The organism is Burkholderia sp. IT-111MI5 (genome assembly GCF_949752865.1).
In the GTDB taxonomy this organism is placed as follows: domain Bacteria; phylum Pseudomonadota; class Gammaproteobacteria; order Burkholderiales; family Burkholderiaceae; genus Burkholderia; species Burkholderia pyrrocinia_C.
In genome coordinates this window covers 90778-116382 of sequence record NZ_CATKIF010000001.1, presented here as the reverse complement: position 1 = coordinate 116382, position 25605 = coordinate 90778, and the positions used below count along the sequence as shown (strand labels likewise).

Annotated in this window: 20 protein-coding genes; 13 read left to right on the top strand and 7 right to left on the bottom strand. The window is 67.6% G+C overall.

The genetic code is table 11. The features are described from left to right. The first annotated feature begins 125 nt into the window (after positions 1-125). A complete protein-coding gene (locus ACM6JT_RS00540; RefSeq protein WP_105390765.1) occupies positions 126-1493 on the top strand; it encodes an amino acid permease in 1368 nt (455 codons plus the stop codon). Positions 1494-1641: 148 nt separating this feature from the next. Here the strand turns inward: ACM6JT_RS00540 and ACM6JT_RS00535 are convergent, their stop codons facing one another. Then, the gene (locus ACM6JT_RS00535; RefSeq protein WP_006476417.1) at positions 1642-1803 is read right to left on the bottom strand and encodes a hypothetical protein; all 162 of its coding nucleotides are present in this window, start codon (positions 1801-1803) and stop codon (positions 1642-1644) included. Positions 1804-2046: 243 nt separating this feature from the next. Between ACM6JT_RS00535 and ACM6JT_RS00530 the strand changes: the two genes are divergently transcribed. The 3 genes from ACM6JT_RS00530 to ACM6JT_RS00520 are packed head-to-tail and all read left to right on the top strand — an operon-like array spanning position 2047 to position 5546. Then, entirely contained in the window at positions 2047-3090 is a 1044-nt protein-coding gene (locus ACM6JT_RS00530; RefSeq protein WP_414855778.1) for a Fe(3+) ABC transporter substrate-binding protein, read from the top strand. Beyond that, the gene (locus ACM6JT_RS00525) at positions 3080-4768 is read left to right on the top strand and encodes an ABC transporter permease (protein WP_414855777.1); all 1689 of its coding nucleotides are present in this window, start codon (positions 3080-3082) and stop codon (positions 4766-4768) included. Before ACM6JT_RS00530 ends, ACM6JT_RS00525 begins: the two co-directional genes overlap by 11 nt. 4 nt (positions 4769-4772) lie before the next feature. After that, positions 4773-5546, top strand: coding sequence for an ABC transporter ATP-binding protein (locus tag ACM6JT_RS00520; protein WP_414855776.1), 774 nt, complete (start codon positions 4773-4775; stop codon positions 5544-5546). A 47-nt stretch (positions 5547-5593) separates the two neighbouring features. On the opposite strand, the gene ACM6JT_RS00515 is transcribed toward ACM6JT_RS00520, so the two are convergent. The 4 genes from ACM6JT_RS00515 to ACM6JT_RS00500 all read right to left on the bottom strand — a co-directional run bounded on the left by ACM6JT_RS00515 (position 5594) and on the right by ACM6JT_RS00500 (position 8073). After that, complete coding sequence (locus ACM6JT_RS00515; RefSeq protein ID WP_034183166.1) at positions 5594-6064, bottom strand: Lrp/AsnC family transcriptional regulator; 471 nt, start codon at positions 6062-6064, stop codon at positions 5594-5596. Positions 6065-6333: 269 nt separating this feature from the next. Beyond that, positions 6334-6969 carry an NAD(P)-dependent oxidoreductase gene (locus tag ACM6JT_RS00510; protein ID WP_414855775.1) on the bottom strand — a complete coding sequence of 212 codons (636 nt, stop codon included), beginning with the start codon at positions 6967-6969 and terminating at the stop codon, positions 6334-6336. Between the two features lie 128 nt (positions 6970-7097). Then, the gene (locus ACM6JT_RS00505; RefSeq protein ID WP_034183164.1) at positions 7098-7553 is read right to left on the bottom strand and encodes an Rrf2 family transcriptional regulator; all 456 of its coding nucleotides are present in this window, start codon (positions 7551-7553) and stop codon (positions 7098-7100) included. Between the two features lie 91 nt (positions 7554-7644). Continuing rightward, the gene (locus tag ACM6JT_RS00500; protein WP_105390758.1) at positions 7645-8073 is read right to left on the bottom strand and encodes a hypothetical protein; all 429 of its coding nucleotides are present in this window, start codon (positions 8071-8073) and stop codon (positions 7645-7647) included. A gap of 194 nt (positions 8074-8267) precedes the next feature. On the opposite strand from ACM6JT_RS00500, the gene ACM6JT_RS00495 reads away from it, so the two are divergent. The 8 genes from ACM6JT_RS00495 (at position 8268) to ACM6JT_RS00460 (ending at position 22239) form a co-directional block, all read left to right on the top strand. Further along, positions 8268-8603 carry a hypothetical protein gene (locus ACM6JT_RS00495; RefSeq protein WP_034183162.1) on the top strand — a complete coding sequence of 112 codons (336 nt, stop codon included), beginning with the start codon at positions 8268-8270 and terminating at the stop codon, positions 8601-8603. 252 nt (positions 8604-8855) lie between these two features. Continuing rightward, positions 8856-10049 (top strand): ammonium transporter, encoded by a 1194-nt coding sequence (locus ACM6JT_RS00490; RefSeq protein WP_072435941.1) that lies wholly within the window; start codon positions 8856-8858, stop codon positions 10047-10049. Positions 10050-10214: 165 nt separating this feature from the next. Beyond that, on the top strand, positions 10215-12179 hold the full coding sequence (locus ACM6JT_RS00485) for a PhoX family protein (protein ID WP_034183160.1): 1965 nt from the start codon (positions 10215-10217) through the stop codon (positions 12177-12179). A 591-nt stretch (positions 12180-12770) separates the two neighbouring features. Continuing rightward, a complete protein-coding gene (locus tag ACM6JT_RS00480; RefSeq protein WP_034183159.1) occupies positions 12771-13595 on the top strand; it encodes an IclR family transcriptional regulator in 825 nt (274 codons plus the stop codon). Positions 13596-13851: 256 nt separating this feature from the next. After that, a complete protein-coding gene (locus ACM6JT_RS00475; RefSeq protein ID WP_034183158.1) occupies positions 13852-15210 on the top strand; it encodes an MdtA/MuxA family multidrug efflux RND transporter periplasmic adaptor subunit in 1359 nt (452 codons plus the stop codon). A 15-nt stretch (positions 15211-15225) separates the two neighbouring features. Beyond that, positions 15226-18339 (top strand): MdtB/MuxB family multidrug efflux RND transporter permease subunit, encoded by a 3114-nt coding sequence (locus ACM6JT_RS00470; protein ID WP_034183157.1) that lies wholly within the window; start codon positions 15226-15228, stop codon positions 18337-18339. A 104-nt stretch (positions 18340-18443) separates the two neighbouring features. Next, positions 18444-21749: an efflux RND transporter permease subunit gene (locus ACM6JT_RS00465; protein ID WP_034183156.1), complete on the top strand. Its 3306-nt coding sequence runs from the start codon at positions 18444-18446 to the stop codon at positions 21747-21749. A gap of 106 nt (positions 21750-21855) precedes the next feature. Next, positions 21856-22239 (top strand): VOC family protein, encoded by a 384-nt coding sequence (locus ACM6JT_RS00460; RefSeq protein ID WP_034183155.1) that lies wholly within the window; start codon positions 21856-21858, stop codon positions 22237-22239. A 90-nt stretch (positions 22240-22329) separates the two neighbouring features. Here the strand turns inward: ACM6JT_RS00460 and ACM6JT_RS00455 are convergent, their stop codons facing one another. Next, positions 22330-23787, bottom strand: coding sequence for an NYN domain-containing protein (locus ACM6JT_RS00455; RefSeq protein WP_217588040.1), 1458 nt, complete (start codon positions 23785-23787; stop codon positions 22330-22332). Positions 23788-24078: 291 nt separating this feature from the next. On the opposite strand from ACM6JT_RS00455, the gene ACM6JT_RS00450 reads away from it, so the two are divergent. Beyond that, a complete protein-coding gene (locus ACM6JT_RS00450) occupies positions 24079-24708 on the top strand; it encodes an SDR family oxidoreductase (protein WP_105390753.1) in 630 nt (209 codons plus the stop codon). An 88-nt stretch (positions 24709-24796) separates the two neighbouring features. Here ACM6JT_RS00450 and ACM6JT_RS00445 read toward each other — a convergent pair whose 3' ends face one another. Next, a complete protein-coding gene (locus ACM6JT_RS00445; RefSeq protein ID WP_105390752.1) occupies positions 24797-25345 on the bottom strand; it encodes a peroxiredoxin in 549 nt (182 codons plus the stop codon). Positions 25346-25605: the final 260 nt, after the last annotated feature.

Sequence of the window (25605 nt, the reverse complement as noted above, 5' to 3'; positions counted from 1 at the left end):
TACCCGATTCCGGTTACCGGGCCCGAATTGTTATCATTCGTTCACACTCAAGTTGTATATACAACTTGACGCAGTCGGACCGGTCCCGCTCGCCCGGTCCGTCGCATAACGATATCGGAGACTCGATGAAAAACTTGCAGCGCCACCTGAGCGCGCGGCACATCCGCTTTCTCGCGCTGGGCTCGGCGATCGGCACGGGCCTGTTCTACGGTTCGGCGTCCGCGATCCAGCTCGCGGGCCCGGCCGTGATCCTGGCGTACATCCTCGGCGGCGCGGCCGTCTATATGGTGATGCGCGCGCTCGGCGAGATGGCCGTGCGCGAACCCGTCGCCGGCTCGTTCGGCCACTACGCGACCGAGAACCTCGGCCCGTTCGCGGGATTCGTCACGGGCTGGACCTACACGCTCGAAATGGTGATCGTCGCGATCGCCGACATCACCGCGTTCGGCATCTACATGGGCTTCTGGTTTCCGGATGTCCCGCAATGGATCTGGGTGCTCGCGGTCGTCGCGATCATCTGCGGGCTGAACCTGTGCCACGTGAAGGTGTTCGGCGAACTCGAGTTCTGGCTGTCGATCATCAAGGTCGGCGCGATCGTCGCGATGATCGGCGGCGGCGTCGCGATCCTGCTGACCGGCATGCACTTCGGCCATTCGGCCGACGTGCCGACGTTCGCGAACCTGTGGAACCATGGCGGCTTCCTGCCGAACGGTATCGGCGGGCTGATCGCGTCGCTGTCGGTCGTGATCTTCGCGTACGGCGGGATCGAGGTGATCGGGATGAGCGCCGGCGAGGCGAAGGACCCGGAGCGCGTGATTCCGCGCGCGATCAACGCGGTGCCCGCGCGCATCCTGCTGTTCTACGTGCTGACGATGGTCGTGCTGATGTCGATCAGCCCGTGGACGGGCGTCGGCGGCGACGGCAGCCCGTTCGTGCAGATCTTCTCGGCGCTCGGCGTGAAGTCGGCCGCGACGATCCTCAACCTGGTCGTGATCAGCGCGGCGATCTCTGCGATCAACAGCGATATCTTCGGCGCGGGCCGGATGATGTTCGGGATGGCGCGGCAGGGCCAGGCGCCTCGCGTGCTGACGACGACGTCGCGGCACGGCGTGCCGTGGGTCACGGTGCTCGTGATGGCCGGTGCACTGCTCGTCGGCGTACTGCTCAATTACCTGATGCCGAAGGACGTGTTCCTGATGGTCGCGGCGATCGCGACGTTCGCAACGGTGTGGGTGTGGCTGATGATCCTGCTGTCGCAGGTTGCGATGCGCCGCCGCCTGTCGAGCGCCGAAGTTGCGGCGCTGAAGTTCAAGGTGCCGCTGTGGCCGGTCGCGCCGGCACTGACGATCGCGTTCATGGGTTTCGTGATCGTGATGCTCGGCTGGTTCGAGGATACGCGCGTCGCGCTGTATGTCGGCGCAGCGTGGCTCGCACTGCTCGCGGCCCTGTTCTACGCCCGGATCCGCCCGAACTTAGCGCCCGCGTCACGTTGACGCACGGCTGACCTGCCCGCGCGGCGCGCCGGTTTCGGCGCCCGCTTCCTTTCCCTGCTCCGCGCGGCGCCTGCCGCGCCGGAAGCCGCGGGCTGCCCCCTTTCGCATGCACGCCGTACGCGGCCCGACCGGGCCGCGCACCGGCACGTCAATGCGATGCCGCGCTCGCGGCCTCGGCCGGGTGGGCCTCGTCGTACGCGTGCTTCTGCGAAATCGCGTTGTACAGGATCGTCCCGATCACGAGCAGCACGGCCACGACGATCAGGATGCTCACGTTGCGGACAGGGTTCTTCTTGCGCTGATCGTTCATGGTCGGGGCGATTCCGTCAAATTCGTCGAAGCGGGCATTCTACGCGCTTGCGCCCCCGCCGCGACGCCCCGTTTCCGATCCCCGTCCCTGCCTTCCCTACCGCCCACCGCAAGCTTTCATTTGATAATCATTCCCATTTCGATCTAGAATCCGGAGTCTTTCATTTCGTAATGTTCCGGATCGCTCGGGCGGCAGGCGCGCCCCGGAACGCTCCCCTCGTCCACCTGCCCCACCGGAGTCTTCATGTCGAATCCGCGCACCCGCCTGCTGCCGCTCGCCGGCGCCCTCGCCCTTGCCGCGGCCGCATTCGCGCCGCTGGCCCATGCGGCCGAGGAAGTGAGCCTGTACACCACCCGCGAGCCGAAGCTGATCCAGCCGCTCATCGACGCGTTCACGAAACAGAGCGGCGTCAAGGTCAACACGGTGTTCGTGAAGGACGGCCTGCTCGAGCGCGTGAAGGCCGAAGGCGCGCAGTCGCCGGCCGACGTGCTGATGACGGTCGACGTCGGCAACCTGCTCGATCTCGTCGACGGCGGGCTCACGCAGCCGGTGCGCTCGAAGGTGCTCGACGATGCGATTCCCGCGAACCTGCGCGGCGCGAACGGCGACTGGTATGCACTGTCGCTGCGCGACCGCGTGCTGTACGTCGAAAAGGACCTGAAGGTCGATGCGTTCCGCTACGAATATCTCGCCGACCCGAAATGGAAGGGCAAGGTCTGCATCCGCTCGGGCCAGCATCCGTACAACACGGCGCTCGTCGCCGCGATGATCGCGCACGACGGCGAAGCCGCGACCGAGAAGTGGCTGCGCGGCGTGAAGGCGAACCTCGCGCGCAAGGCGACGGGCGGCGACCGCGACGTCGCGCGCGACATCCTCGGCGGCATCTGCGACGTCGGTCTTGCGAACGCGTACTACGTCGGTCACATGAAGAACGCCGAGCCGGGCACCGATGCACGCAAGTGGGGCGACGCGATCAAGGTCGTGCGGCCGACGTTCGCGAACGCGAAGAGCGGCGGCACGCACGTGAACATCAGCGGCGCGACGGTCGCGAAGCACGCGCCGCACAAGGCCAACGCGGTGAAGCTGCTCGAATACCTCGTGTCGCCGGAAGCGCAGGCGCTGTATGCGCAGGCGAACTACGAATACCCGGTGCGCGCGAACGTGAAGCTCGACCCGGTGATCGCGAGCTTCGGCACGCTGAAGGTCGATCCGCTGTCGCTGGCTGACATCGCGAAGCATCGCAAGCAGGCGAGCCAGCTCGTCGACAAGGTCGGCTTTGACAACTGACGCATCGTCCGCCGGCGCGCGCCGCCAGCCGTATCGGCCGCGCCTGCGGCCGCGCGCGGGCAGCCTGTGGCTGCTCGCGGCGCTGGCGATCGCCGCAGCGGTCGCGGCGCCACTCGCGGTGCTCGTGGCCGCCGCGTTCGACGCCGATCTCGCGCATTGGCGGCATCTCGCCGAATTCGTGCTGCCGCAGGCGCTCGTCAATACGCTGCTGCTGCTCGCGGGCGTCGGCGCGATCGTGTCGATCGTCGGCACGGGCTGCGCATGGCTCGTTACCGCATACGACTTTCCCGGCCGCCGGATGCTGACGTGGGCGCTGCTGCTGCCTCTCGCGGTCCCCACCTACATCGTCGCGTTCGCGTATCTCGACCTGCTGCACCCGATCGGCCCCGTCCAGGGCGCGATCCGCTGGCTGCTCGGCCTCGACAGCCCGCGCCAGTTCCGCCTGCCCGACCTGCGTTCGCTGCCCGGCGCGATCTTCGTGCTCGGCTTCGTGCTGTATCCGTATGTGTACCTGAGCACGCGCGCGATGTTCGTCACGCAGTCCGCGAGCCTGCTCGAAGCCGCGCGCACGCTCGGCGCGGGGCGCGTCGCGACGTTCTGGCGCGTCGTCGTGCCGCTCGCGCGGCCGGCGATCGCGGTCGGCGTGAGCCTCGCGCTGCTCGAAACGCTGAACGACATCGGCGCATCGGAATTCCTCGGCGTGCAAACGCTGACCGTATCCGTCTACACGACGTGGATCACGCGCTCCGATCTCGCCGGCGCCGCGCAGATCGCGCTCGCGATGCTCGCGATCGTCGTCGGCATGATCGTGCTCGAACGCTACGGACGCCGCCGCCAGCGCTACGCGCATGGCCGGCGCATGCGGCCGATCGCGCCGCGCCGCCTGACGGGCACGGCCGCGTTGGGCGCCGCCGTGCTCGGCTGGCTGCCCGTGCTGCTCGGCTTCGGCGCGCCGGCCGCGTATCTCGCGGTCGAGACCGGCAAGCGGCTGCATCTCGTCGGCGGCGTGTCCGCGCAGTTGATGAGGGGGCTCGCGAACACGCTGACGATCGCCACCGCCGCGACCGCCGCGACGCTCGCGTGCGGGCTCGTCGTCGCATGGGCCGCGCGCGCGCAACGCGACAGCGCCCGCGCGGGCCCTGCCCGCGTGTGTGCGCGGATCGCGGGCCTCGGCTACGCGGTGCCGGGCACCGTGCTCGCGATCGGCCTGCTGATCCCGTTCGCGGCGGCCGACCGGCTGTTAGGCGCGGTGCTCGGCCGCGACGGACTGCTGCTGATGGGCTCGGCGACCGCGCTCGTCATCGCATACACCGTGCGCTTTCTCGCGATTCCGGCCGGCAGCATCGAGGCCGGCCTTGCGCGTATCCCGCCGTCGCTCGAACAGGCGTCGCGCTCGCTCGGCGAGACGGCCGGCGGCACGCTGCGCCGCGTGCACCTGCCGCTGCTGCGGCCCGCGCTGACGACGAGCGCGCTGCTGGTGTTCGTCGACGCGATGAAGGAACTGCCGGCAACACTGCTGCTGCGTCCGCTGAATTTCGACACGCTCGCGACCTGGTTGTATGCGGAAGCCGCGCGCGGCACCTATGAGGAAGGCGCGGTCGCCGCGCTCGCGATCGTGCTGGCCGGGCTCGTGCCCGTGATCCTGCTCGCCCGCACCCGCCACAAGATCGGAGCCTGAACCCGTGAACCTGCTCGAACTCGATGACCTCCACCTCGGCTACGACACGCCGCAAGGCCGCCGCACGGTGGTCGACGGGCTGAGCCTCGCGCTGCCGCGCGGCGACATCGGCTGCCTGCTCGGCGCGTCGGGCTGCGGAAAAACCACCGTGCTGCGCGCGATCGCCGGCTTCGAACCCGTGCGCATGGGGCGCATCGTGCTGGACGGCACGCCCGTCGCGGCGCCGTCGCTCGACGTGCCGCCCGAGCGGCGGCGCATCGGCATGATGTTCCAGGACTATGCGCTGTTCCCGCACCTGAGCGCGGCCGACAACGTCGCGTTCGGCCTGCGGCGCATGCCGAAGGCCGAACGCCGTGCGCGCGTCGCGGAGCTGCTCGAACTCGTCGGCCTCGCCGGATCCGGCGGCGCCTATCCGCACGAACTGTCGGGCGGCCAGCAGCAGCGCATCGCACTCGCGCGCGCGCTCGCGCCGTCGCCGGAGCTGCTGCTGCTCGACGAGCCGTTCTCGAATCTCGACGTCGATACGCGCGAACGGCTCGCGTTCGAACTGCGCGACATCCTGAAACGCACCGGCCACACCGCGATCCTGGTCACGCACAACCAGGCCGAAGCGTTCGCGATCGCCGACCGGATCGGCGTGATGAAGGACGGCCGGCTCGCGCAATGGGACACGCCGTACGCGCTGCATCACCATCCGGCCAGCCCGTTCGTCGCGGATTTCGTGCGCCGCGACGCGCTGGCCGACGAACGTGCGCGCGCACTGGCGCGCGGCCGCTGAACCCGCGCCGCCGGCGCGATCGGCAACGGCGCAGCGTCTGCAGCACGTCAGGCCGGCTCGGCATGATCGCGCACGGGCAGCGCGGTCGAATACTTGATCTGCTCCATCGCGAACGACGAGCTGACGTCGAACAGCGGCACCGCGCGAATCAGCTGCTTGTAGACGCGGTCGTAATCGTCGATGCCGGCGACGACGACGCGCAGCAGGTAATCGGTCTCGCCGCTCATCCGGTAGACCTCGACGACTTCCGGCATGTCGCGCACGGCCTGCGTGAAACGCTGCGCCCATTCCTCGGTGTGCTGGTTCGTGCGGATCGCGACGAACACGGTCGTGCCGACCCCGAGCTTGCGCGGATCGCACAGCGCAACCTGCGCGCGAATCGCGCCGGTTTCCTTCAGCCGCTGCACGCGCTTCCAGCACGGCGTCTGCGACAGGTTCACGCGCTGCGCCAGTTCCGCGATCGGCAGCGTGGCATCCGCCTGCAACAGCTCCAGCAGCTTGCGATCGATGGCGTCCATTTCTCCAGTCCCTCGTAGATAGAAATTTATTCTATGCATTCTGCATAACGGGGAACAATATGGAAACCGCCTGTCCGCGTCGACCGGTATAAATACCAATCCGGTACGCGTGAATCCGCCGCGCAGGCGATCGAGCCGGCACGCGTCCCTCCAAACGAAAAAGGCGACTCCACCCGTCCAGGTGGAATCGCCTCATGTACCGTCCGTTGCGGCTCGCGTGCCGCGCCCGGGCCAGGCCGGCGCTCACGCGGCACCGGCCGCCAAACCGCTCAATACGCGACCGTCGCGATCTCGCGCACGAAGCTGCGTTGCTCGAGCGCGTCAACGAACGCGACCGCGTAGTCTTCCGCCGAGATGTTGCCCTGCGCGTCCGCGATCAGCTTGCCGACGCCGGTGCGGAACGTGCCCGTCCGCTCGCCCGGTGCGATCAGCGCGGCCGGCGCGAAGAACGTCCAGTCGAGATCGCCGACCGTCTTCAGGTAGTCGAGCGCATCGCGGTGCGCGAGCGCGACCGCCTTGTACGCTTCCGGGAAGCCTTCGCTGTCGACGAGCTGCTTGCCGGGCGCGACTTCGAGCGAACCCGCGCCGCCCACCACCACGAGCCGCTTCAGGCCCGCCTGACGCGTGCCGGCGACCAGCGCCTTCGCGGCCGCGACGACCTTCGCCGCGTCGTCCTGCTTCGGGCCGTACGCGCTCGCGACGACGTCATGGCCCGGCAGCGCGGCCGCGATGCTGGCCGCGTCGAACAGGTCGGCCGCCTTCGCCGTGATGCCGTCGCCGGCCGCACCGGGGTTGCGCGACAGTGCGGTCACGCGATGGCCGCGCCGTGCGGCTTCCGCTGCGATGCGCGAGCCGATCATGCCGGTGGCGCCGAACAGCGCGATATTCAAGGTACGTTGCGTCATATCGATTCTCCGAAAAAATGTTACTAAATTGATTACATATAAGACCGAAAAAAACGAGGCGAATTCCCCGTTGCGCCGATCGCCGCACCCACGCGCCGCCCGGCCTCCTGCGCTCTGCCTGCCGCCGCTCACCCGCCGGCGCGCCCCGCGTGTTGCTTGCGCTGCTCCGAATCCAGCACGTCGGCCGTTACGTCGGCAAGCGTGCGCGTGGCGAGCGATGCCTCCATCGCGCGCTGCGCGTCGCCGATGTAGTCGATCAGCACGCCCTGGATGTGCCGCCCGACGAGACACGCGGGATTCGGCGCCTCGCGGTGCAGCGCGAACAATTGGGCATCGTCGACCGCACGATACACGTCGAGCAGCGTGATCTCGCCGGGCTCGCGCGCCAGCAGCGCGCCGCCGCCCGCGCCGAGCTGCGACGTGGTCAGCCCCGCGCCCGCCAGCATCGACAGCAACCGGCGGATCAGCGCCGGATTCGTGTTCACGCTGCCCGCGATGATGTCGGACGACAGCGGCGCGCCTTCCTGCATCGACAGCAAGGCGAGCACGTGGACGGCAAACGCGAACCGGCTGCTGGTATTCATTCCTCACCCACTCGGCGACGCCGGCCCGTACCGCGGCCGGCGACAATGTGTAACTATAATAATTACATTTTGCGGATCATGCAAGCCTGCGTCATTCTCCGCTTGCGGGCTTCGCGCCCGACGCGTTCTGCTGGCTCCACTGCTGGAGCTTCTTGCCGGCTTCCGCCATCTTCGCTCCGGCTTCGGAAGCCGCATGCGCGACGACCGCGGAAGCCGCCGCGTCGATCTGCGCCTGCGCGGCGGACGCGAGGCCGCTCGCGGACAGCGGCGGCACGGCCGACGCCGCGGACGCGATGCCGGCCTTCGCGGCGTTGAGCTGCTGGTTGACGGTGCTCGCGACCTGGTCGAGCGCCTTGGCCGCGCTGTTCGCGGCATCGGCGGCCGCGCTCGCGGCCGTATCGGGTTGGGCGACCGGCGTGCCGGACTTCTCGCAGCCCGCGAGCAACAGCAGCGCACCGGCAGCCACGGCCGCCAGCGCGAACCCGGGCACGCGACGCGCCCGCGATGTCTTCATGTTCATCAGCAATCTCCGGCCGCGCGTCGCACGGCCTCGTGGTTGGACCGACGTCGATGATACCGCCTGTTGAACAGGCCAAATGACGACCCGTGATTAAAAATGCCTTTCAATTTCGGATTCGTCTGATTCAATCGCAGGCACGACGCCACTAAAGTGGACACGCTTCAATCCGCTTCGTACGTGTCCCCTTTTCCGTCATGGCTTTCCTCGTCGACTGGTTCATCGCCCTGGCCGCGCTGCTCGCCGCCACCCTGTTCCTGTGCCTGCGCCCTCCGTCGGCGCGCCGCCTGGCCGAAGCCGGGCGCTCGCGCCGCGTCACGTCCGCGCGCCTGCTCACGCAGGCCGTGATCGGCTTCTGGACAGCCGCGCTGATCGTCGCGCAAGGCATCCTCGGTCCCGACGGCGACGGCCAGTCGCTCACGGGTTTCGCGGCGCTCTCGTTCGCCGCGCTCGGGCTGACGACCGTCGCCGCGTACTGGTCGGCGTGCGCACTGCGGCTGCGCCGGCCGCGAGAACTGTTCGTGCGCCACTGACGCGCCAGATCGGTGCGTAACGGCATACGCCGCCGCACCACGCCGCACCCATTCGCACCAGTTCCGCACGCGCCGCACCACGTGCGTGCGTACGGTGCGGCCCCGGCCCGAACCATACGTGCGTCAATACCGGGCGCGATTCACCGAAATGCCCCGCCACGTGGTGCCTGAGCACCAATTCCACGCAACCGTTCACCAAGTTGGCTCGATACTTGCGTTCCTCGCCCGTTTTTTGCGCAAGGAAACCACGGCATGGATGGTCTGAAATCCGGCGTCGACACACTGTTCCTGTTGATCGGCGCCGTCATGGTGCTCGCGATGCACGCGGGCTTCGCATTTCTCGAACTCGGCACGGTCCGCAAGAAGAACCAGGTCAACGCGCTCGTGAAGATCCTGGTCGACTTCTCGGTGTCGACACTCGCGTACTTCCTCATCGGTTACACGATCGCGTACGGCGTCGAGTTCTTCGACGACATCGGCACGCTGTCGCAGCACAACGGCTACGCGCTCGTGCGCTTCTTCTTCCTGCTGACCTTCGCTGCGGCCATTCCCGCGATCGTGTCCGGCGGCATCGCCGAGCGCGCGAAGTTCAATCCGCAGCTCGTCGCGACGCTGATCATCGTCGGCTTCATCTATCCGTTCTTCGAAGGGATCGCATGGAACGAACGCTACGGCGTGCAGGCCTGGCTCACGCACGCGTTCGGTGCGCCGTTCCACGATTTCGCGGGCTCGGTCGTCGTGCATGCGTTCGGCGGCTGGGTCGCGCTGCCGGCCGTGCTGCTGCTCGGCGCGCGCCACGGTCGTTATGCGAAGGACGGCCGGATCGCCGCGCACCCGCCGTCGAACATCCCGTTCCTCGCGCTCGGCGCATGGGTGCTCGCGGTCGGCTGGTTCGGCTTCAACGTGATGAGCGCGCAGACGCTCGACAAGATCAGCGGCCTCGTCGCCGTGAACTCGCTGATGGCGATGGTCGGCGGCACGCTCGCCGCGTGGATGGCGGGCCGCAACGATCCGGGCTTCACGTACAACGGGCCGCTCGCGGGCCTCGTCGCGGTGTGCGCGGGCTCCGACGTGATGCACCCGATCGGCGCGCTCGTCACGGGCGCGGCGGCCGGCGCGCTGTTCGTCGCGATGTTCACCTGCGTGCAGAACAAGTGGCGCATCGACGACGTGCTCGGCGTGTGGCCGCTGCACGGGATGTGCGGCGCGCTCGGCGGCCTCGCGGCCGGCGTGTTCGGCCTGCCCGCGCTCGGCGGTCTCGGCGGCGTGTCGTTCCTGTCGCAGCTCGTCGGCACGCTCGGCGGCATCGCGATCGCAACCGCCGGCGGCACGCTCGTCTACGGCGCGCTGAAGGCGACCGTCGGGCTGCGCCTCGACCGCGAAGCCGAATTCGACGGCGCGGACCTGTCGATCCACCGGATCTCGGCGACGCCCGAACGCGACTGAGTGCCTGACGAACGCCCGACGCAGCATTACGTTTTTGATTCAAAAAACTTTCATCGAGCGTCCTTACACTTCCGTCCAGTTTTCACTTTGCCTTCGCGGAGCTTGCCGATCGCCTGCTTGCGCTTCGCGAAGGCCATTCTTCCAACAACTGAAACTGGACTCCACATGCCCGCGTTGCCCAATGCTGCCCGTCGTCAGGCCCTGAAGATCCTCGCCGGCGCGCCGATGCTTCCCCTTTCCGGCCTCGCGCTGCCGGCCCTGCTGACGGGTTGCGGCGGCGACGACAATCCGACGTCGACGCCGGCCCCGGTCGCCGCCGCCTATACGTCGGCGACGTTCTCGGCGATGGCCGCACCCACGCTCGACAACGCGGCCGCAATGGCCACGACGACGGTCGGCTCGACGCTGTCGGTGTCGTTCTCGGACGGTTCGTCGCGCAACTTCAAGCTCGCGTACCGGCCGTTCTTCGTGACGGGCGACATGGTGCCGGACGGCAAGGGCGGCACGACGCTCGCGGGCGGTTACTACGACATCAACAACCAGCCGATCATCGATCGCTCGGTAGCCGGCAAGGAGCGCCAGTTCTATTCCGACTGCCCGGACGGCAGCTCGCTGCTCACGCTGAAGAACGCGAACGTGCCCGGCGTGAAGGGCAACACGGTGTTCGCGGTCGTGCAGTTCGAATACACGACGCGCGACCAGGCCAGCGCATCGCAGTACGGCCAGCTGCCGTCGCCGATCGCGGTGCTCACGCTCGACCAGGATCCGGCCACCGGCGCGCTGAAGGTCGTCAAGTACCACAACGTCGACACGTCGAACGCGCACGGCCTGTGGATCACCTGCGGTGCGAGCCTGTCGCCGTGGGGCACGCACCTGTCGAGCGAGGAGTACGAGCCGGACGCGACGAAGGCCGCGACCGACGCGCAGTTCAAGGCGTTCAGCAAGAACACGTTCGGCGACGAGACGAAGGCGAATCCCTACCACTACGGCCACCTGCCCGAGATCACCGTGAACGCGGACGGCACGGGCACCGTGAAGAAGCACTACTGCCTCGGCCGCATCTCGCACGAGCTGATCCAGGTGATGCCGGACCAGCGCACCGTGATGATGGGCGACGACGCAACCAACGGCGGCCTGTTCATGTTCGTCGCCGACAAGGCGGCCGACCTGTCGGCCGGCACGCTGTACGTCGCAAAGTGGGCGCAGACGTCGTCCGCCGGCGCGGGCACGGCGACGCTGACGTGGATCAGGATCGGCCACGCGACGAGCAGCGAGATCGAAGCGCTCGCGAACACGCTGAAGGCGTCGGACATCATGGACCTGACGACCACCGACCCGAACGATGCGAGCTACACGAAGATCCACTTCGGCGGCAAGTTCAACTGGATGCGCGTGAAGCCGGGGATGGAGAAGGCGGCCGCGTTCCTGGAGACGCACCGCTACGCGGCGCTGCTCGGCGGCAGCATGGCGTTCACGAAGCTCGAAGGCACGACCGTGAACGCGAAGGACAAGATCGTCTATACGGCGATGTCGCGGATCGAGACGTCGATGGTCAAGGGCAACGCGGTGTCGCGCGACGTCGCGGTCGACAAGAAAATCGCCGCGGGCGCCGTCTATGCGCTGAACCTGAAGGGTAGCCAGCGCGACACGACGGGCGGCGCGATCGACAGCGAATGGGTGCCGGTCGACATGGGCGCGCCGGCCGCGCTCGTCGGCGAGGATCTCGCCGCGGCCGACGGGCTCGGCAACCTCGCGAACCCGGACAAGATCGCGAACCCGGACAACCTGAAGTTCTCCGAGAAGCTGCGCACGCTCTTCATCGGCGAAGACTCGGGCATGCACGTGAACAACTTCCTGTGGGCCTACAACGTCGACACGAAATCGCTCGTGCGCGTGCTGTCGTGCCCGGCCGGCGCCGAATCGACGGGCCTGCACGCGGTCGACGAGATCAACGGCTGGACCTACGTCATGAGCAACTTCCAGCACGCGGGCGACTGGGAAACGCCGCTGCACGACAAGGTCAAGCCGACGCTCGACCCGCTCGTGCGCGCGAACTTCAAGGACCGCTTCGGCGCCAGCGTCGGCTACCTGACGGCCGAGCAGACCAGCATCAAGCTCGCGAAGGCCTGACCGCTTCGCTCGAGGGGGCCTTGCGTCCCTGGCCGGGCGCCCCTTTCTTCATCACCGTTCATTCGTCGGCGCTCCACGCCGGTTTGTGCGCGATGCCCAGTGCGGGCATCGCGCTTTTTTTTGCGCGCGCGAATCGAACCTGCCGCGAATGCATCGCGCGCAAGCATGCTCCGTCGGACGTTCGGACGGGCGTTTTCTGCGATCGGGGGATAATACGGGCCTGACGCGTCCGGGCGGACGGGCAAAAAAAAGCGCCACGGAGACCGTGGCGCTAAAAAAGTTCTAGCCATTCCGAGGGCCGTGCTAGAACCTGAGAGACTGCGCGAAACACCGTTGCCGGTTAAACTCCTGAAACGATGTTTCGAAAACGTGAGACATTCTTTCCGTTTCCGCCCGACAAGTCAAGCGGTATTTGCACCGGCTCATGCACTTTCCAGCAATGCTCCTTTGAGCGTTTTCCTAATAAACCAAGGGTGAACCCGCAAAATCTCATCCAATGACCGGTTCACCCATGGAACATGCATCTTTTGACAATCGTCCTACAATACCAACAAAATTGAAATCGAGTTTCGGAAATAGAGAGAATCCCTCGTGTCGACAACTGTAACCCCTTCCGCGTCCCGGGACCGTGAATCGTCGCCCGACGAGATCACCGCGCTCGCCCGCGGCCTTGCCGTGCTGCGCCGCATCGCGGCTGCCGACGCGCCCGTCAGCAACCGCGAGCTGACCGAACTGACCGGCATCCCGAAGCCGACCGTGTCGCGCATCACCGCGACGCTGGTCAGCGCCGGCTTCCTGTTCCAGTTGCCCGACAGCGAGCGCTTCGTGCTCACCGCGTCGGTGCTCGAGCTGAGCCACGGCTTCCTGCGCAACTTCGACATCCGCGCGCGTTCGCGGCCGTTCATGATCGAGCTGGCCGAACGCACGTCGCTGTCCGTGCACCTTGCAGTGCGCGACCGGCTCGACATGGTCGCGATCGACGTGATCCGGCCGCGCTCGGCCGTGCTCGTCACGCGCCTCGAAATCGGCTCGCGAATGGACATCGCGCGCACGGCCGTCGGCCGCGCGTATCTCGCGGCACTCGAGGACGACGAGCGGCGCCAATTGCTCGACTCGCTGCGCACGACGGCGGGCGACGACTGGCCGCATGTGTCCGCAAGACTCAATCCCGCGCTCGACGAAGCGATGCGCGAAGGCCACGCGATCGCGATCGGCGAATGGCGCGAGGGCCTGAATGCGGTCGCGGCCGGTTTCGTCGGCCCGTCGGGCCAGCGCTATTCGGTGAATTGCGGCGGTGCGTCGCACCAGTGTCCGCCCGAATGGCTACAGGAACATGTCGTACCCGCACTGCACGAATGCATCGCGAAAATCACCCGCGAGATCGGCGGCGCGCCGGCCCGGCGCATCAGCGTGTAATCGTTCCGTCATCGTGCCGACGCGTTCTGTAACGACCGTAACCCGTTGAAAGATAGACCGCTGGACTGTAACGGGGACGGCACGTAGGATCATGCCCATCGTCGCGCCGCATTCGCGGTGCGCACAGCTCTTTTCCCGCGCGGGTCGGGAGGGCACCGGACCGAGCCGGGTTGCCCCCTCCCGGCACCGCTCGCCCACGCGCAGCCAAGAGCAGTCCGATTCCCGGCACGCCGCGCCGTCTTCCTGACAGAACACGATGGATAACGAACAAAATCCCACGCCCCCTTCGAAAGATCCCGCATCTCCCGCCGCACGGCGCCCGCGCCGCACGCTGATGATCGGGACGCTCGCGGTCGTCGTCATCGGCGGCCTGCTGTGGTGGCACCCGTGGAACCGCACGTCGGCGGCCCAGCCGGGTGCCGGCAGCGCGGCCCAGGGCGCGAGCGGCGCCGGCGGCCATCGCGGCCGCGGCGGCCCCGCCGCGATGGCGAACGTTCCGCAGCCGGTGCAGGTGGCGACCGCGACGCAGGGCGAGATGCCGATCGTGCTGTCCGCGCTCGGCACCGTGACGCCGCTCGCGAACGTGACGGTGAAGACGCAGTTGTCGGGCTATCTGCAGTCGGTGTCGTTCCAGGAAGGCCAGATCGTCAAGAAAGGCGACGTGCTCGCGCAGATCGACCCGCGCCCGTACCAGGTGTCGCTCGAGAACGCCGAAGGCACGTTCGCGCGCGACTCGGCACTGCTCGCGACGGCGCGCCTCGACCTGAAGCGCTACCAGACGCTGCTGTCGCAGGACTCGATCGCGTCGCAAACCGTCGATACGCAGAAATCGCTCGTCAAGCAATACGAAGGCGCGGTGAAGACCGACCAGGCCGCGATCGATTCCGCGAAGCTGAACCTCACGTATGCACGCATCACGGCGCCCGTGTCGGGCCGCGTCGGCCTGCGCCAGGTCGACCCCGGCAACTACGTGACGCCGGGCGACAGCACCGGCATCGTCGTGATCACGCAGTTGCAGCCGATGAGCGTGATCTTCACGACGTCGGAAGACAACCTGCCGCAGATCCTCAAGCAGGTGAACGCGGGCCAGAAGCTGTCGGTCACCGCATACAACCGCAACAACACGGTGCCGCTCGAGACGGGCTCGCTCGCGACGCTCGACAACCAGATCGACACGAGCACGGGCACGGTCAAGCTGCGCGCGAACTTCGATAACAAGGAAGGCATGCTGTTCCCGAATCAGTTCGTGAACACGCGGCTGCTCGTCGACGTGATGCGCGATGCGACGATCGTGCCGACGTCCGCGGTGCTGACGGGTTCGATCGGCCAGTTCGTCTACGTCGTGAAACCCGACAACACGGTGACGGTGCGCAAGGTCAAGCCCGGCCCGGTCGACGGCGAACGCACGAGCATCGTCAGCGGCATCGCGCTCGGCGAGCGCGTGGTGACCGACGGCTCCGACCGCCTGCGCGAAGGTGCGAAGATCTCGATCCCGGCCGACAAGCCGAAAGGCGCGTCGGGCGCGCGCGGCGCCGGCGCGGCGTCGGGTGCATCGGGCGCCGGCGGCCATCGCGGCGGACACCCGCACGGCGCGTCGCAAGCAGCGGCCCGATAACGCGCGGGCCGCTCGATGAATCCATCCCGCCTCTTCATTCTCCGGCCGGTCGGCACCGCCCTCCTGATGGCGGCGATCATGCTGGCCGGCCTCGTCGCGCTGCGCTTCCTGCCGCTCGCCGCGCTGCCCGAGGTCGACTATCCGACGATCCAGGTCCAGACCTTCTACCCGGGCGCGAGCCCGGAGGTGATGACCTCGTCGGTCACCGCGCCGCTCGAACGGCAGTTCGGGCAGATGCCGTCGCTGAACCAGATGTCGTCGCAAAGCTCGGCCGGCGCGTCGGTGATCACGCTGCAGTTCTCGCTCGACCTGCCGCTCGACATCGCCGAGCAGGAAGTGCAGGCCGCGATCAACGCGGCCGGCAACCTGCTGCCGTCCGACCTCCCTGCCCCGCCGATCTACGCGAAGGTCAATCCGGCCGACGCGCCGGTGATCACGCTCGCCGTCAAGTCGAAGACGCTGCCGCTCACGCAGGTGCAGGATCTGGCCGACACGCGGCTCGCGATGAAGATCTCGCAGATCGCGGGCGTCGGCCTCGTCAGCCTGTCGGGCGGCAACCGCCCGGCCGTGCGGATCCAGGCGAACCCGACCGCGCTCGCGCAGTACGGGATGAACCTCGACGACCTGCGCACGACGATCTCGAACCTGAACGTGAACACGCCGAAGGGCAACTTCGACGGCCCGACGCGCGCCTACACGATCAACGCGAACGACCAGCTCACGAGCGCCGACCAGTACAACAGCGCCGTCGTCGCGTACAAGAACGGCCGCCCGGTGATGCTCACCGACGTCGCGACGGTCGTCGCCGGCTCGGAGAACACCAAGCTCGGCGCGTGGGTGAATTCGGAGCCCGCGATCATCCTGAACGTGCAGCGCCAGCCCGGCGCGAACGTGATCCAGACGGTGGACGCGATCAAGGCGCAGTTGCCGAAGCTGCAGGAAACGCTGCCGGCCGCGCTCGACGTGCAGATCGTCACCGACCGCACGACGATGATCCGCGCGGCCGTGCGCGACGTGCAGTTCGAGCTGCTGCTCGCGGTCGGGCTGGTCGTGCTGGTGATGTACCTGTTCCTCGCGAACGTCTACGCGACGATCATCCCGAGCCTGTCGGTGCCGCTGTCGCTGATCGGCACGCTCGCGGTGATGTACCTGGCCGGCTTCTCGCTGAACAACCTGTCGCTGATGGCGCTCACCATCGCGACCGGCTTCGTCGTCGACGACGCGATCGTGATGATCGAGAACATCGCGCGCTACGTCGAGGAAGGCGAATCGGGGCTCGAGGCCGCGCTGAAGGGCTCGCGGCAGATCGGCTTCACGATCATCTCGCTGACGGTGTCGCTGATCGCGGTGCTGATCCCGCTGCTGTTCATGGGCGACGTGGTCGGGCGCCTGTTCCACGAATTCGCGATCACGCTCGCGGTGACGATCGTGATCTCGGCGATCGTGTCGCTCACGCTCGTGCCGATGATGTGCGCGAAGCTGCTGCGCCATTCGCCGCCGCCGGAGAGCCACCGCTTCGAGGCGCGCGTGCACCAGACGATCGACTGGGTGATCGCGCGCTACGCGGTCGCGCTCGAATGGGTGCTGAACCGCCAGCGCTCGACGCTCGTCGTCGCGTTGCTGACGCTCGTGCTGACCGGCCTGCTTTACGTCTACATACCGAAGGGCTTCTTCCCCGCGCAGGATACCGGCGTGATCCAGGCGATCACGCAGGCGCCGCAGTCGATCTCGTACGGTGCGATGGCCGAACGCCAGCAGGCGCTCGCGACCGAGATTCTGAAGGATCCGAACGTCGTCAGCCTCACGTCGTTCATCGGCGTCGACGGCAGCAACATCACGCTGAACAGCGGCCGGATGCTGATCAACCTGAAGGCGCGCGACGAGCGCTCCGAGACGGCGGCGCAGATCATCCGCGACCTGCAGCACCGCGTCGCGAACATCACGGGCATTTCGCTGTTCATGCAGTCGGTGCAGGATCTGACGATCGACTCGACCGTCAGCCCGACGCAGTACCAGTTCATGCTGACGAGCCCGAACTCGGACGAGTTCGCGACCTGGGTGCCGAAGCTCGTCGCGCGGCTGCAGCAGGAACCGTCGCTCGCCGACGTCGCGACCGACCTGCAGAGCAACGGCCAGTCCGTCTACATCGAGATCGACCGCGCGAGCGCCGCGCGCTTCGGCATCACGCCGGCAACCGTCGACAACGCGCTGTACGACGCGTTCGGCCAGCGCATCGTGTCGACCATCTTCACGCAGTCGAACCAGTACCGCGTGATTCTCGAGTCCGAACCGAAGGAGCAGCACTACGCGCAATCGCTGAACGACATCTACCTGCCGTCGGCCGGCGGCGGCCAGGTGCCGCTGTCGTCGATCGCGTCGTTCCACGAGCGGCCGTCGCCGCTGCTGGTCGCGCACCTGTCGCAGTTCCCGTCGACGACCATCTCGTTCAACCTCGCACCCGGCGCGTCGCTCGGCGAGGCCGTCAAGGCGATCGAGGCCGCCGAGAAGGACATCGCGCTGCCCGCGTCGTTCCAGACGCGCTTCCAGGGCGCGGCACTCGCATTCCAGGCATCGCTGTCGAACCAGATCTTCCTGATCCTCGCGGCGATCATCACGATGTACATCGTGCTCGGCGTGCTGTACGAAAGCTACATCCACCCGATCACGATCCTGTCGACGCTGCCGTCGGCCGGCGTCGGCGCGCTGCTCGCGCTGATGATCACCGGGCACGACCTCGACATCATCGGGATCATCGGCATCGTGCTGCTGATCGGCATCGTGAAGAAGAACGCGATCATGATGATCGACTTTGCGCTCGAGGCCGAGCGCGTCGAAGGCAAGCCGGCGCGCGAGGCGATCTTCCAGGCGTGCCTGCTGCGCTTCCGGCCGATCCTGATGACGACGCTCGCCGCGCTGCTCGGCGCGGTGCCGCTGATCGTCGGCTCCGGCGCGGGCTCCGAGCTGCGCCAGCCGCTCGGGATCGCGATCGCCGGCGGCCTGATCGTGTCGCAAGTGCTGACGCTGTTCACGACGCCCGTGATCTACCTCGGCTTCGACTCGCTCGCGCGCCGCGTGCGCGGCTGGTTCGAACGCCACGGCCCCGGTGCCGGCACGCGCACGGATGCGTAAATGAAACGACCCCCACGCTCACTTCGTTCGCGTGGGGGGGCGCAGCCCCCCCATCTGCCGAAAACGCATCCGTCGGAATACGCGGCGGCCCAGCGAGTGCCGACATGAACCTGTCGCGCCCCTTCATCACCCGCCCTGTCGCGACCACGCTGCTCGCGCTCGGCGTCGCACTCGCGGGCCTGTTCGCGTTCATCAAGCTGCCGGTGTCGCCGCTGCCGCAGGTCGACTTCCCGACCATCTCGGTGCAGGCGTCGCTGCCCGGCGCGAGCCCCGAGACCGTCGCGACCAGCGTGACGAGCCCGCTCGAGCGGCATCTCGGCTCGATCGCCGACGTCTCCGAGATGACGTCGACGAGCACGGTCGGCAACGCGCGGATCATCCTGCAGTTCGGCCTGAACCGCGACATCGACGGCGCCGCGCGCGACGTGCAGGCCGCGATCAACGCGGCGCGCGCCGACCTGCCCGCCGCGCTGAAGAGCAACCCGACCTACCGCAAGGTCAACCCGGCCGATTCGCCGATCATGGTCGTGTCGCTCACGTCGGAAACCTCGTCGCCGGCGAAGCTGTACGACGCGGCGTCGACGGTGCTGCAGCAATCGCTGTCGCAGATCGACGGGATCGGCCAGGTGTCGGTCAGCGGCTCCGCCAACCCGGCCGTGCGCGTCGAACTCGAACCGCAGGCGCTGTTCCACTACGGGATCGGCCTCGAGGACGTGCGCGCGGCGCTCGCGTCCGCGAACGCGAACGCACCGAAGGGCGCGATCGAATTCGGCCCGCAGCGCTACCAGCTCTATACGAACGACCAGGCCTCCGACGCGTCGCAATACCGCGACCTCGTCGTCGCATACCGCAACGGCTCGGCCGTGCGGCTGTCCGACCTGTCCGACGTCGTCGATTCGGTCGAGGATCTGCGCAACCTGGGCCTCGCGAACGGCAAGCGCGCGGTGCTCGTGATTCTGTACCGCTCGCCCGGCGCGAACATCATCGAGACGATCGACCGCGTGCACGCGGCGCTGCCGCAGCTCACCGCGTCGCTGCCGGCCGACATCACGGTCACGCCCGTGCTCGACCGGTCGACGACGATCCGCGCATCGCTGAAGGACACCCAGCACACGCTGCTGATTGCGGTCAGCCTCGTCGTGATGGTCGTGTTCCTGTTCCTGCGCAACTGGCGCGCGACGCTGATCCCGAGCGTCGCGGTGCCGATCTCGATCATCGGCACGTTCGGCGCGATGTACCTGCTCGGCTTCTCGATCGACAACCTGTCGCTGATGGCGCTGATCGTCGCGACCGGCTTCGTCGTCGACGACGCGATCGTCGTGCTCGAGAACATCTCGCGGCACATCGAGAACGGCAAGTCGCGGATGCAGGCCGCGTTCGACGGCGCGCGCGAGGTCGGCTTCACGGTGCTGTCGATGAGCATCTCGCTCGTCGCCGTGTTCCTGCCGATCCTGCTGATGGGCGGCATCGTCGGGCGCCTGTTCCGCGAGTTCGCGCTGACGCTGTCGCTCGCGATCGCCGTATCGCTCGCGGTGTCGCTCACCGTCACGCCGATGATGTGCGCGCGCCTCTTGCCCGAGTCGCACGACCCGCGAAACGAAGGCCGCTTCGGGCGCTTCCTCGAGCGCGGCTTCGCGCGCATGCAGCGCGGCTACGAGCGTTCGCTGTCGTGGGCGCTGCGCCGGCCGCTGCTGATCCTGATGACCCTGTTCGCCACGATCGGGCTGAACGTCTACCTGTACATCGTCGTGCCGAAGGGCTTCTTCCCGCAGCAGGACACCGGGCTGATGATCGGCGGCATCCAGGCCGACCAGTCGACGTCGTTCCAGGCGATGAAGCTGAAGTTCTCCGAAATGATGCGGATCGTGCAGAGCAATCCGAACGTGAAGAGCGTCGCGGGCTTCACCGGCGGCACGCAGACCAACTCGGGCTTCATGTTCGTCACGCTGAAGGACCGCACCGAGCGCAAGCTGTCGGCCGACCAGGTGATCCAGCAGCTGCGCCCGCCGCTGGCGGACGTCGCGGGCGCGCGCACGTTCCTGCAGGCCGCGCAGGACATCCGCGTCGGCGGCCGGCAAAGTAACGCGCAGTACCAGTTCACGCTGCTCGGCGATTCGAGCGCCGACCTGTACAAGTGGGCGCCGATCCTGACCGAGGCGCTGCAAAAGCGCCCCGAGCTGACCGACGTGAACTCCGACCAGCAGCAAGGCGGCCTCGAGGCGATGGTGACGATCGACCGCGCGACGGCCGCGCGGTTCGGCATCAAGCCCGCGCAGATCGACAACACGCTGTACGACGCGTTCGGCCAGCGCCAGGTCTCGACGATCTACAACCCGCTGAACCAGTACCACGTCGTGATGGAAGTCGCGCCGAAATACTGGCAGAGCCCCGAGATGCTGAACCAGGTATGGATCAGCACGTCGGGCGGCAGCGCGAACGGCTCGCAGACCACCAACGCGGCGGCCGGCACCTACGTCGCGACGTCGGCAGGCACGTCGAGCGCCGGCACGGCCGCGCAGAGCGCCGCGGCGATCGCGTCCGATTCCGCGCGCAACCAGGCGCTCAACTCGATCGCGGCCAGCGGCAAGTCGAGCGCGTCGTCGGGCGCGTCGGTATCGACGTCGAAGTCGACGATGATCCCGCTGTCGGCGATCGCGACGTTCGGGCCGAGCACGACGCCGCTGTCGGTCAACCACCAGGGGCTGTTCGTCGCGACGACGATCTCGTTCAACCTGCCGCCGGGCGTGTCGCTGTCGCAGGCGACCCAGGTGATCTACCAGACGATGGCGCAGGTCGGCGTGCCGCCGACGATCGTCGGCAGCTTCCAGGGTACCGCGCAGGCGTTCCAGCAGTCGCTGAACGACCAGCCGATCCTGATCCTCGCCGCGCTGCTGGCCGTCTATATCGTGCTCGGAATCCTGTACGAGAGCTACATCCACCCGATCACGATCCTGTCGACGCTGCCGTCGGCCGGCGTCGGCGCGCTGCTCGCGCTGCTGCTGTTCAAGACCGAGTTCAGCATCATCGCGCTGATCGGCGTGATCCTGCTGATCGGCATCGTGAAGAAGAACGCGATCATGATGGTCGACTTCGCGATCGACCAGACGCGCAACAACCGGAAATCGTCGTTCGACGCGATCCACGAGGCGTGCCTGCTGCGCTTCCGCCCGATCATGATGACGACGATGGCGGCACTGCTCGGCGCGCTGCCGCTCGCGTTCGGCAGCGGCGACGGCGCCGAGCTGCGCGCGCCGCTCGGGATCGCGATCGCCGGCGGCCTGGTCGTATCGCAGGTGCTGACGCTCTATACGACGCCCGTCGTCTACCTGTACATGGACCGGCTGCGCGTGTGGGCCGAAAAGCGGCGCAACCGCCGGAATCCGGGCGGGCCGGCGGTCGCCGGGGAATGATGGCAGCGGCCGCCCGTCAGGCGGCCGCTTTCCGCGCTTGAACACCGGCGGCGATCGGCTATCGTGTTTCCATGCCCACCGCCGGTGCCCTTCCCCGGAACACGCCATGAACGTCCAGTTGAACCACACGATCGTCTGGTGCCGCGACAAGCACGCGTCGAGCCGCTTCCTCACCGAGCTTCTGGAACTGCCGCCGCCGACGCCGTTCGGCGCGATGCTGGTCGTCGCGCTCGACAACGGCGTATCGCTCGATTTTTACGAAAAGACGGGGGAGATCACGGCGCAGCATTACGCGTTCCTGATCGACGAAGCCGGTTTCGACCGCGTGTTCGCCCGCATTCGCGAGCGCGGGCTGCCGCACTGGGCCGATCCGGCCAAGCGGCAACCCGGCGACATCTACCGCCACAACGGCGGCCGCGGCGTCTATTTCGACGATCCGGACGGCCATTTCCTCGAAGTGATGACGCGGCCGTATGTGCTGAACGGTTAGCTCGGCAGGCCGGCCGGCGTTGCGCCGGCCGGTATTGCGCGGGCCGGGTGCCGTCCTGTTTCGGACGATCCGGGCCCGGCTGCGGTTTATTTACTCGGTAGCCGCCGTCTTGCGCGGACGACGCGCGCGCGGCGCCGCCTTGCGGGCCGGCTTCTTCGGCTTGGCAGCGGCCGGTGCTTCGGCAGCCGATTCGACCGGCGCGGCGTCATGCGACGGCTGCGCCGCGGCAACCTCGCCGCCGAAATCGCCGGCCGCCGGCTCGGCGTGCGTCACCGCGGCGTGCCGGTCGTCGCCCTGCCCCGCATCGCGATGTGCGTCGTCGGCATGCTTGCCGTGCGCGTGCTTGTCGCCACCGTGCTGCGCCGCGCCATGCGCGGCGTCGTCCGGCTGCCCGGCCTCGTGACGGCCGGCGCTCTTCGCGGCGGCGGTTTTCTTCGCGCCGGTCTTCTTCGCCGCGCTCTTGCGTGCGCGCTTGCGGCCGTCCTTCGCGTCGCCGTGCGCATCGGCCGTGTCGGCCGCGACGGCAGGTGCGACCGCCGCTGCGTCGGCGACTTCGGCAACGACCGCCTCCTGCGCTTCGACCTGCACGCTTTCGTGCACGGCCGCTTCCGGCCGCTGCCCGCGACGCCGCGATTCGCGCCCGGCCCGCGCAGGCTCCGCCGCGCGCGTGCCGTGGTGCGCAGCGGCGCCTTCACCACCGGCCGCAACGTGCTCCGCAGCCGCCGGCTGGCGTGCCCGCGACACGAACGCGCCCGACTTGTCGTCGCGCCCCACTTCGAGCAGGCCGCGCGCCTGTGCCTCGTCGAGCAGGTTGCCGAACGCGCGGAACCCGTAGTACGACTCGTTGAAATCCGGCTTGCGGCGCTTGATCGCGCTCTTGAGCACCGACGCCCAGATCTTGCCGACGTCGTCGCGCTCCGACGCGAGCGCGTCGAACGTCTCGACCGCCAGCGCGATCGCCTCGGCCTTGCGCGCGTCCATGTCGTGCTTGCGCGACGGCTCGTCGGGCCGCTTCGCGCCGCCGTTGCCGGCGCGCTGCTGCTGTTCGCGCTTCGCGAGCGTGCGCTGCTGCTCGCGCACCAGATCGTCGTAGAAGATGAATTCGTCGCAGTTCGCGACCAGCAGGTCCGACGTCGATTTCTTCACGCCGACGCCGATCACCTTCTTCGCGTTCTCGCGCAGCTTCGACACGAGCGGCGAAAAGTCCGAGTCGCCGCTGATGATCACGAACGTATCGACGTGCGACTTCGTGTAGCAGAGATCGAGCGCGTCCACGACGAGCCGGATGTCGGCCGAATTCTTGCCCGACTGGCGCACGTGCGGAATCTCGATCAGCTCGAAGCTCGCCTCGTGCATCGATGCCTTGAAGCCCTTGTAGCGATCCCAGTCGCAATAGGCCTTCTTCACGACGATGCTGCCCTTCAGCAGCAAGCGCTCCAGCACGGGCTGGATGTCGAATTTCTCGTACTTCGCGTCGCGCACGCCGAGCGCGACGTTCTCGAAGTCGCAGAACACGGCCATGCTGACGTTGTCCAGGGGTAATGCCATGTGTACTCCAACCGGTTGGCCGACGCGTTATAGGACATAGCGTCGAAAAATGCATCGCGCACATGATAGCCGGTCGGCGCGTCATTCCCGAATCCGTGTGAATGAATGACCGCCCGAACGTGCGCCGTGTCGGCGGGGGCCGCGTGCCTGCACCGGGAAGCCTTCGCCGACAGCCCGCGCCGGTACGCCCCTTATTACCTGTGCGCCGCCGCCGCGATTCGACATTACACTTGAGTTATCGGTCGTCCGTCCCTATCTGGGAGGATGACGCATCGAGCAAGGAGCGGTTTCATGACGACGAAGGTACTGCTGATTGGCGCGACCGGCCGCACCGGCCAGGCCTGCGCGGATCTGCTGCTCAAGCAGCCGGAGTTCGAGGTCACGGCGCTGGTGCGCCGGCACGGCTATGCGCTGCCGGGCGCGAAGGTCGTCGAGGCAGATCTGACGGACGATTTCTCGCACGCATTCCAGGGCATCACGCACGTGATCTATGCGGCCGGCTCGGCCGAATCGGAAGGCGCGGCCGAAGAGGAGCAGATCGACCGCGACGCGGTCGCCCGCGCGGCCGAGTATGCGCTGGCGTACAACGTGCAGAAGCTGGTCGTGATCAGCTCGCTGTCCGCGTACTGGCCCGAGCAGAGCCCCGACGCGCTGCGCCACTATTCGCAGATGAAGCGCGAAGGCGACGAGCGCGTGATCGCGTCCGGCGTCGACTACGTGATCCTGCGCCCCGGCCCGCTCACGGACACGCCGGGCGTCGGCAAGATCGCGCTGACCGAGGAGCGCGTCGAGCCCGCGCCGCCGGTATCGCGCCAGGATGTCGCGTGGGCCGCGATCGAGGCGATCAAGCTCGGCATCTCGCGCAAGATCGTCGGCTTCGTCGGCGGCGGCGTGCCGATCGAGCAGGCATTGCGCGCGTAGCGCGGCGCCATGCGCGCCGCCTCGCGGGCGGCGCGTTTTCCCGTGCCCGCGGCCCGCACGACGGGCCGCTTGCGCGTGGGCCTGCCGCTTACTGCTTCGGATGCGCGTCGGCCCACGCCTTCACGGCGGCCAGCGTGTTCTCGACGTGCTTGTCGGGCGACAGGCTCGTGTATTCGTACAGAATCTTCCCTTCCGGCGAAATCACGTAGGACACGCGGTTCGCGCGGTCGAGCGCCGGCAGCTTCGCGTCGTATTCGCGGATGATCTTCGCGTCCGGGTCGGCCGCGACCGGGAACTTGCTACGGCACTCGCTCACCGAGAATTTCGTCAGCGTGTCGATATTGTCAGCCGATACGCCGATCACCGTCGCGCCGTAAGCCTTGTAACGGTCGACCGCATCCGCGAACGCATGCGCCTCGATCGTGCAGCCCTTCGTGAACGCGGCCGGGTAGAAATACAGCACGACCGGCCCATGCTTCAGCGCATCGGCGAGCGAGTACGTGTAAGTCTTGCCGCCCAGCGACGCCTGCGTCGTGAAGTCCGGCGCCGCGGCGCCCGGCTTCAGTTGCGCCTGCGCCATCAGCGCATGGCCGGCCACCAGCGCCGCCGCGGCGCCCAGCAACAGTTTTCGCTTCATCTGCGTCCTCATTTCTTATAAAGTCAGCCTCGATGTAGGCCACGCCAGCGTTCGCCTGTCGAACGCGCGTGCATGATCGGATTGCGCGGCAGCGCCATCCGCGCCCGGCCCGTTAAAGATTTCCCACAGTCTGCCGTTATTCCTTCCGGACAACCGGTTCCAGCCCTTCACGTCAGCGAGAAACATGGAAGCCAACAGGAAACAGACGTCACGCAAGGGCTCCTGGCGCAGCGCCTTGCATACGCTGCGCCGCTTCGCCT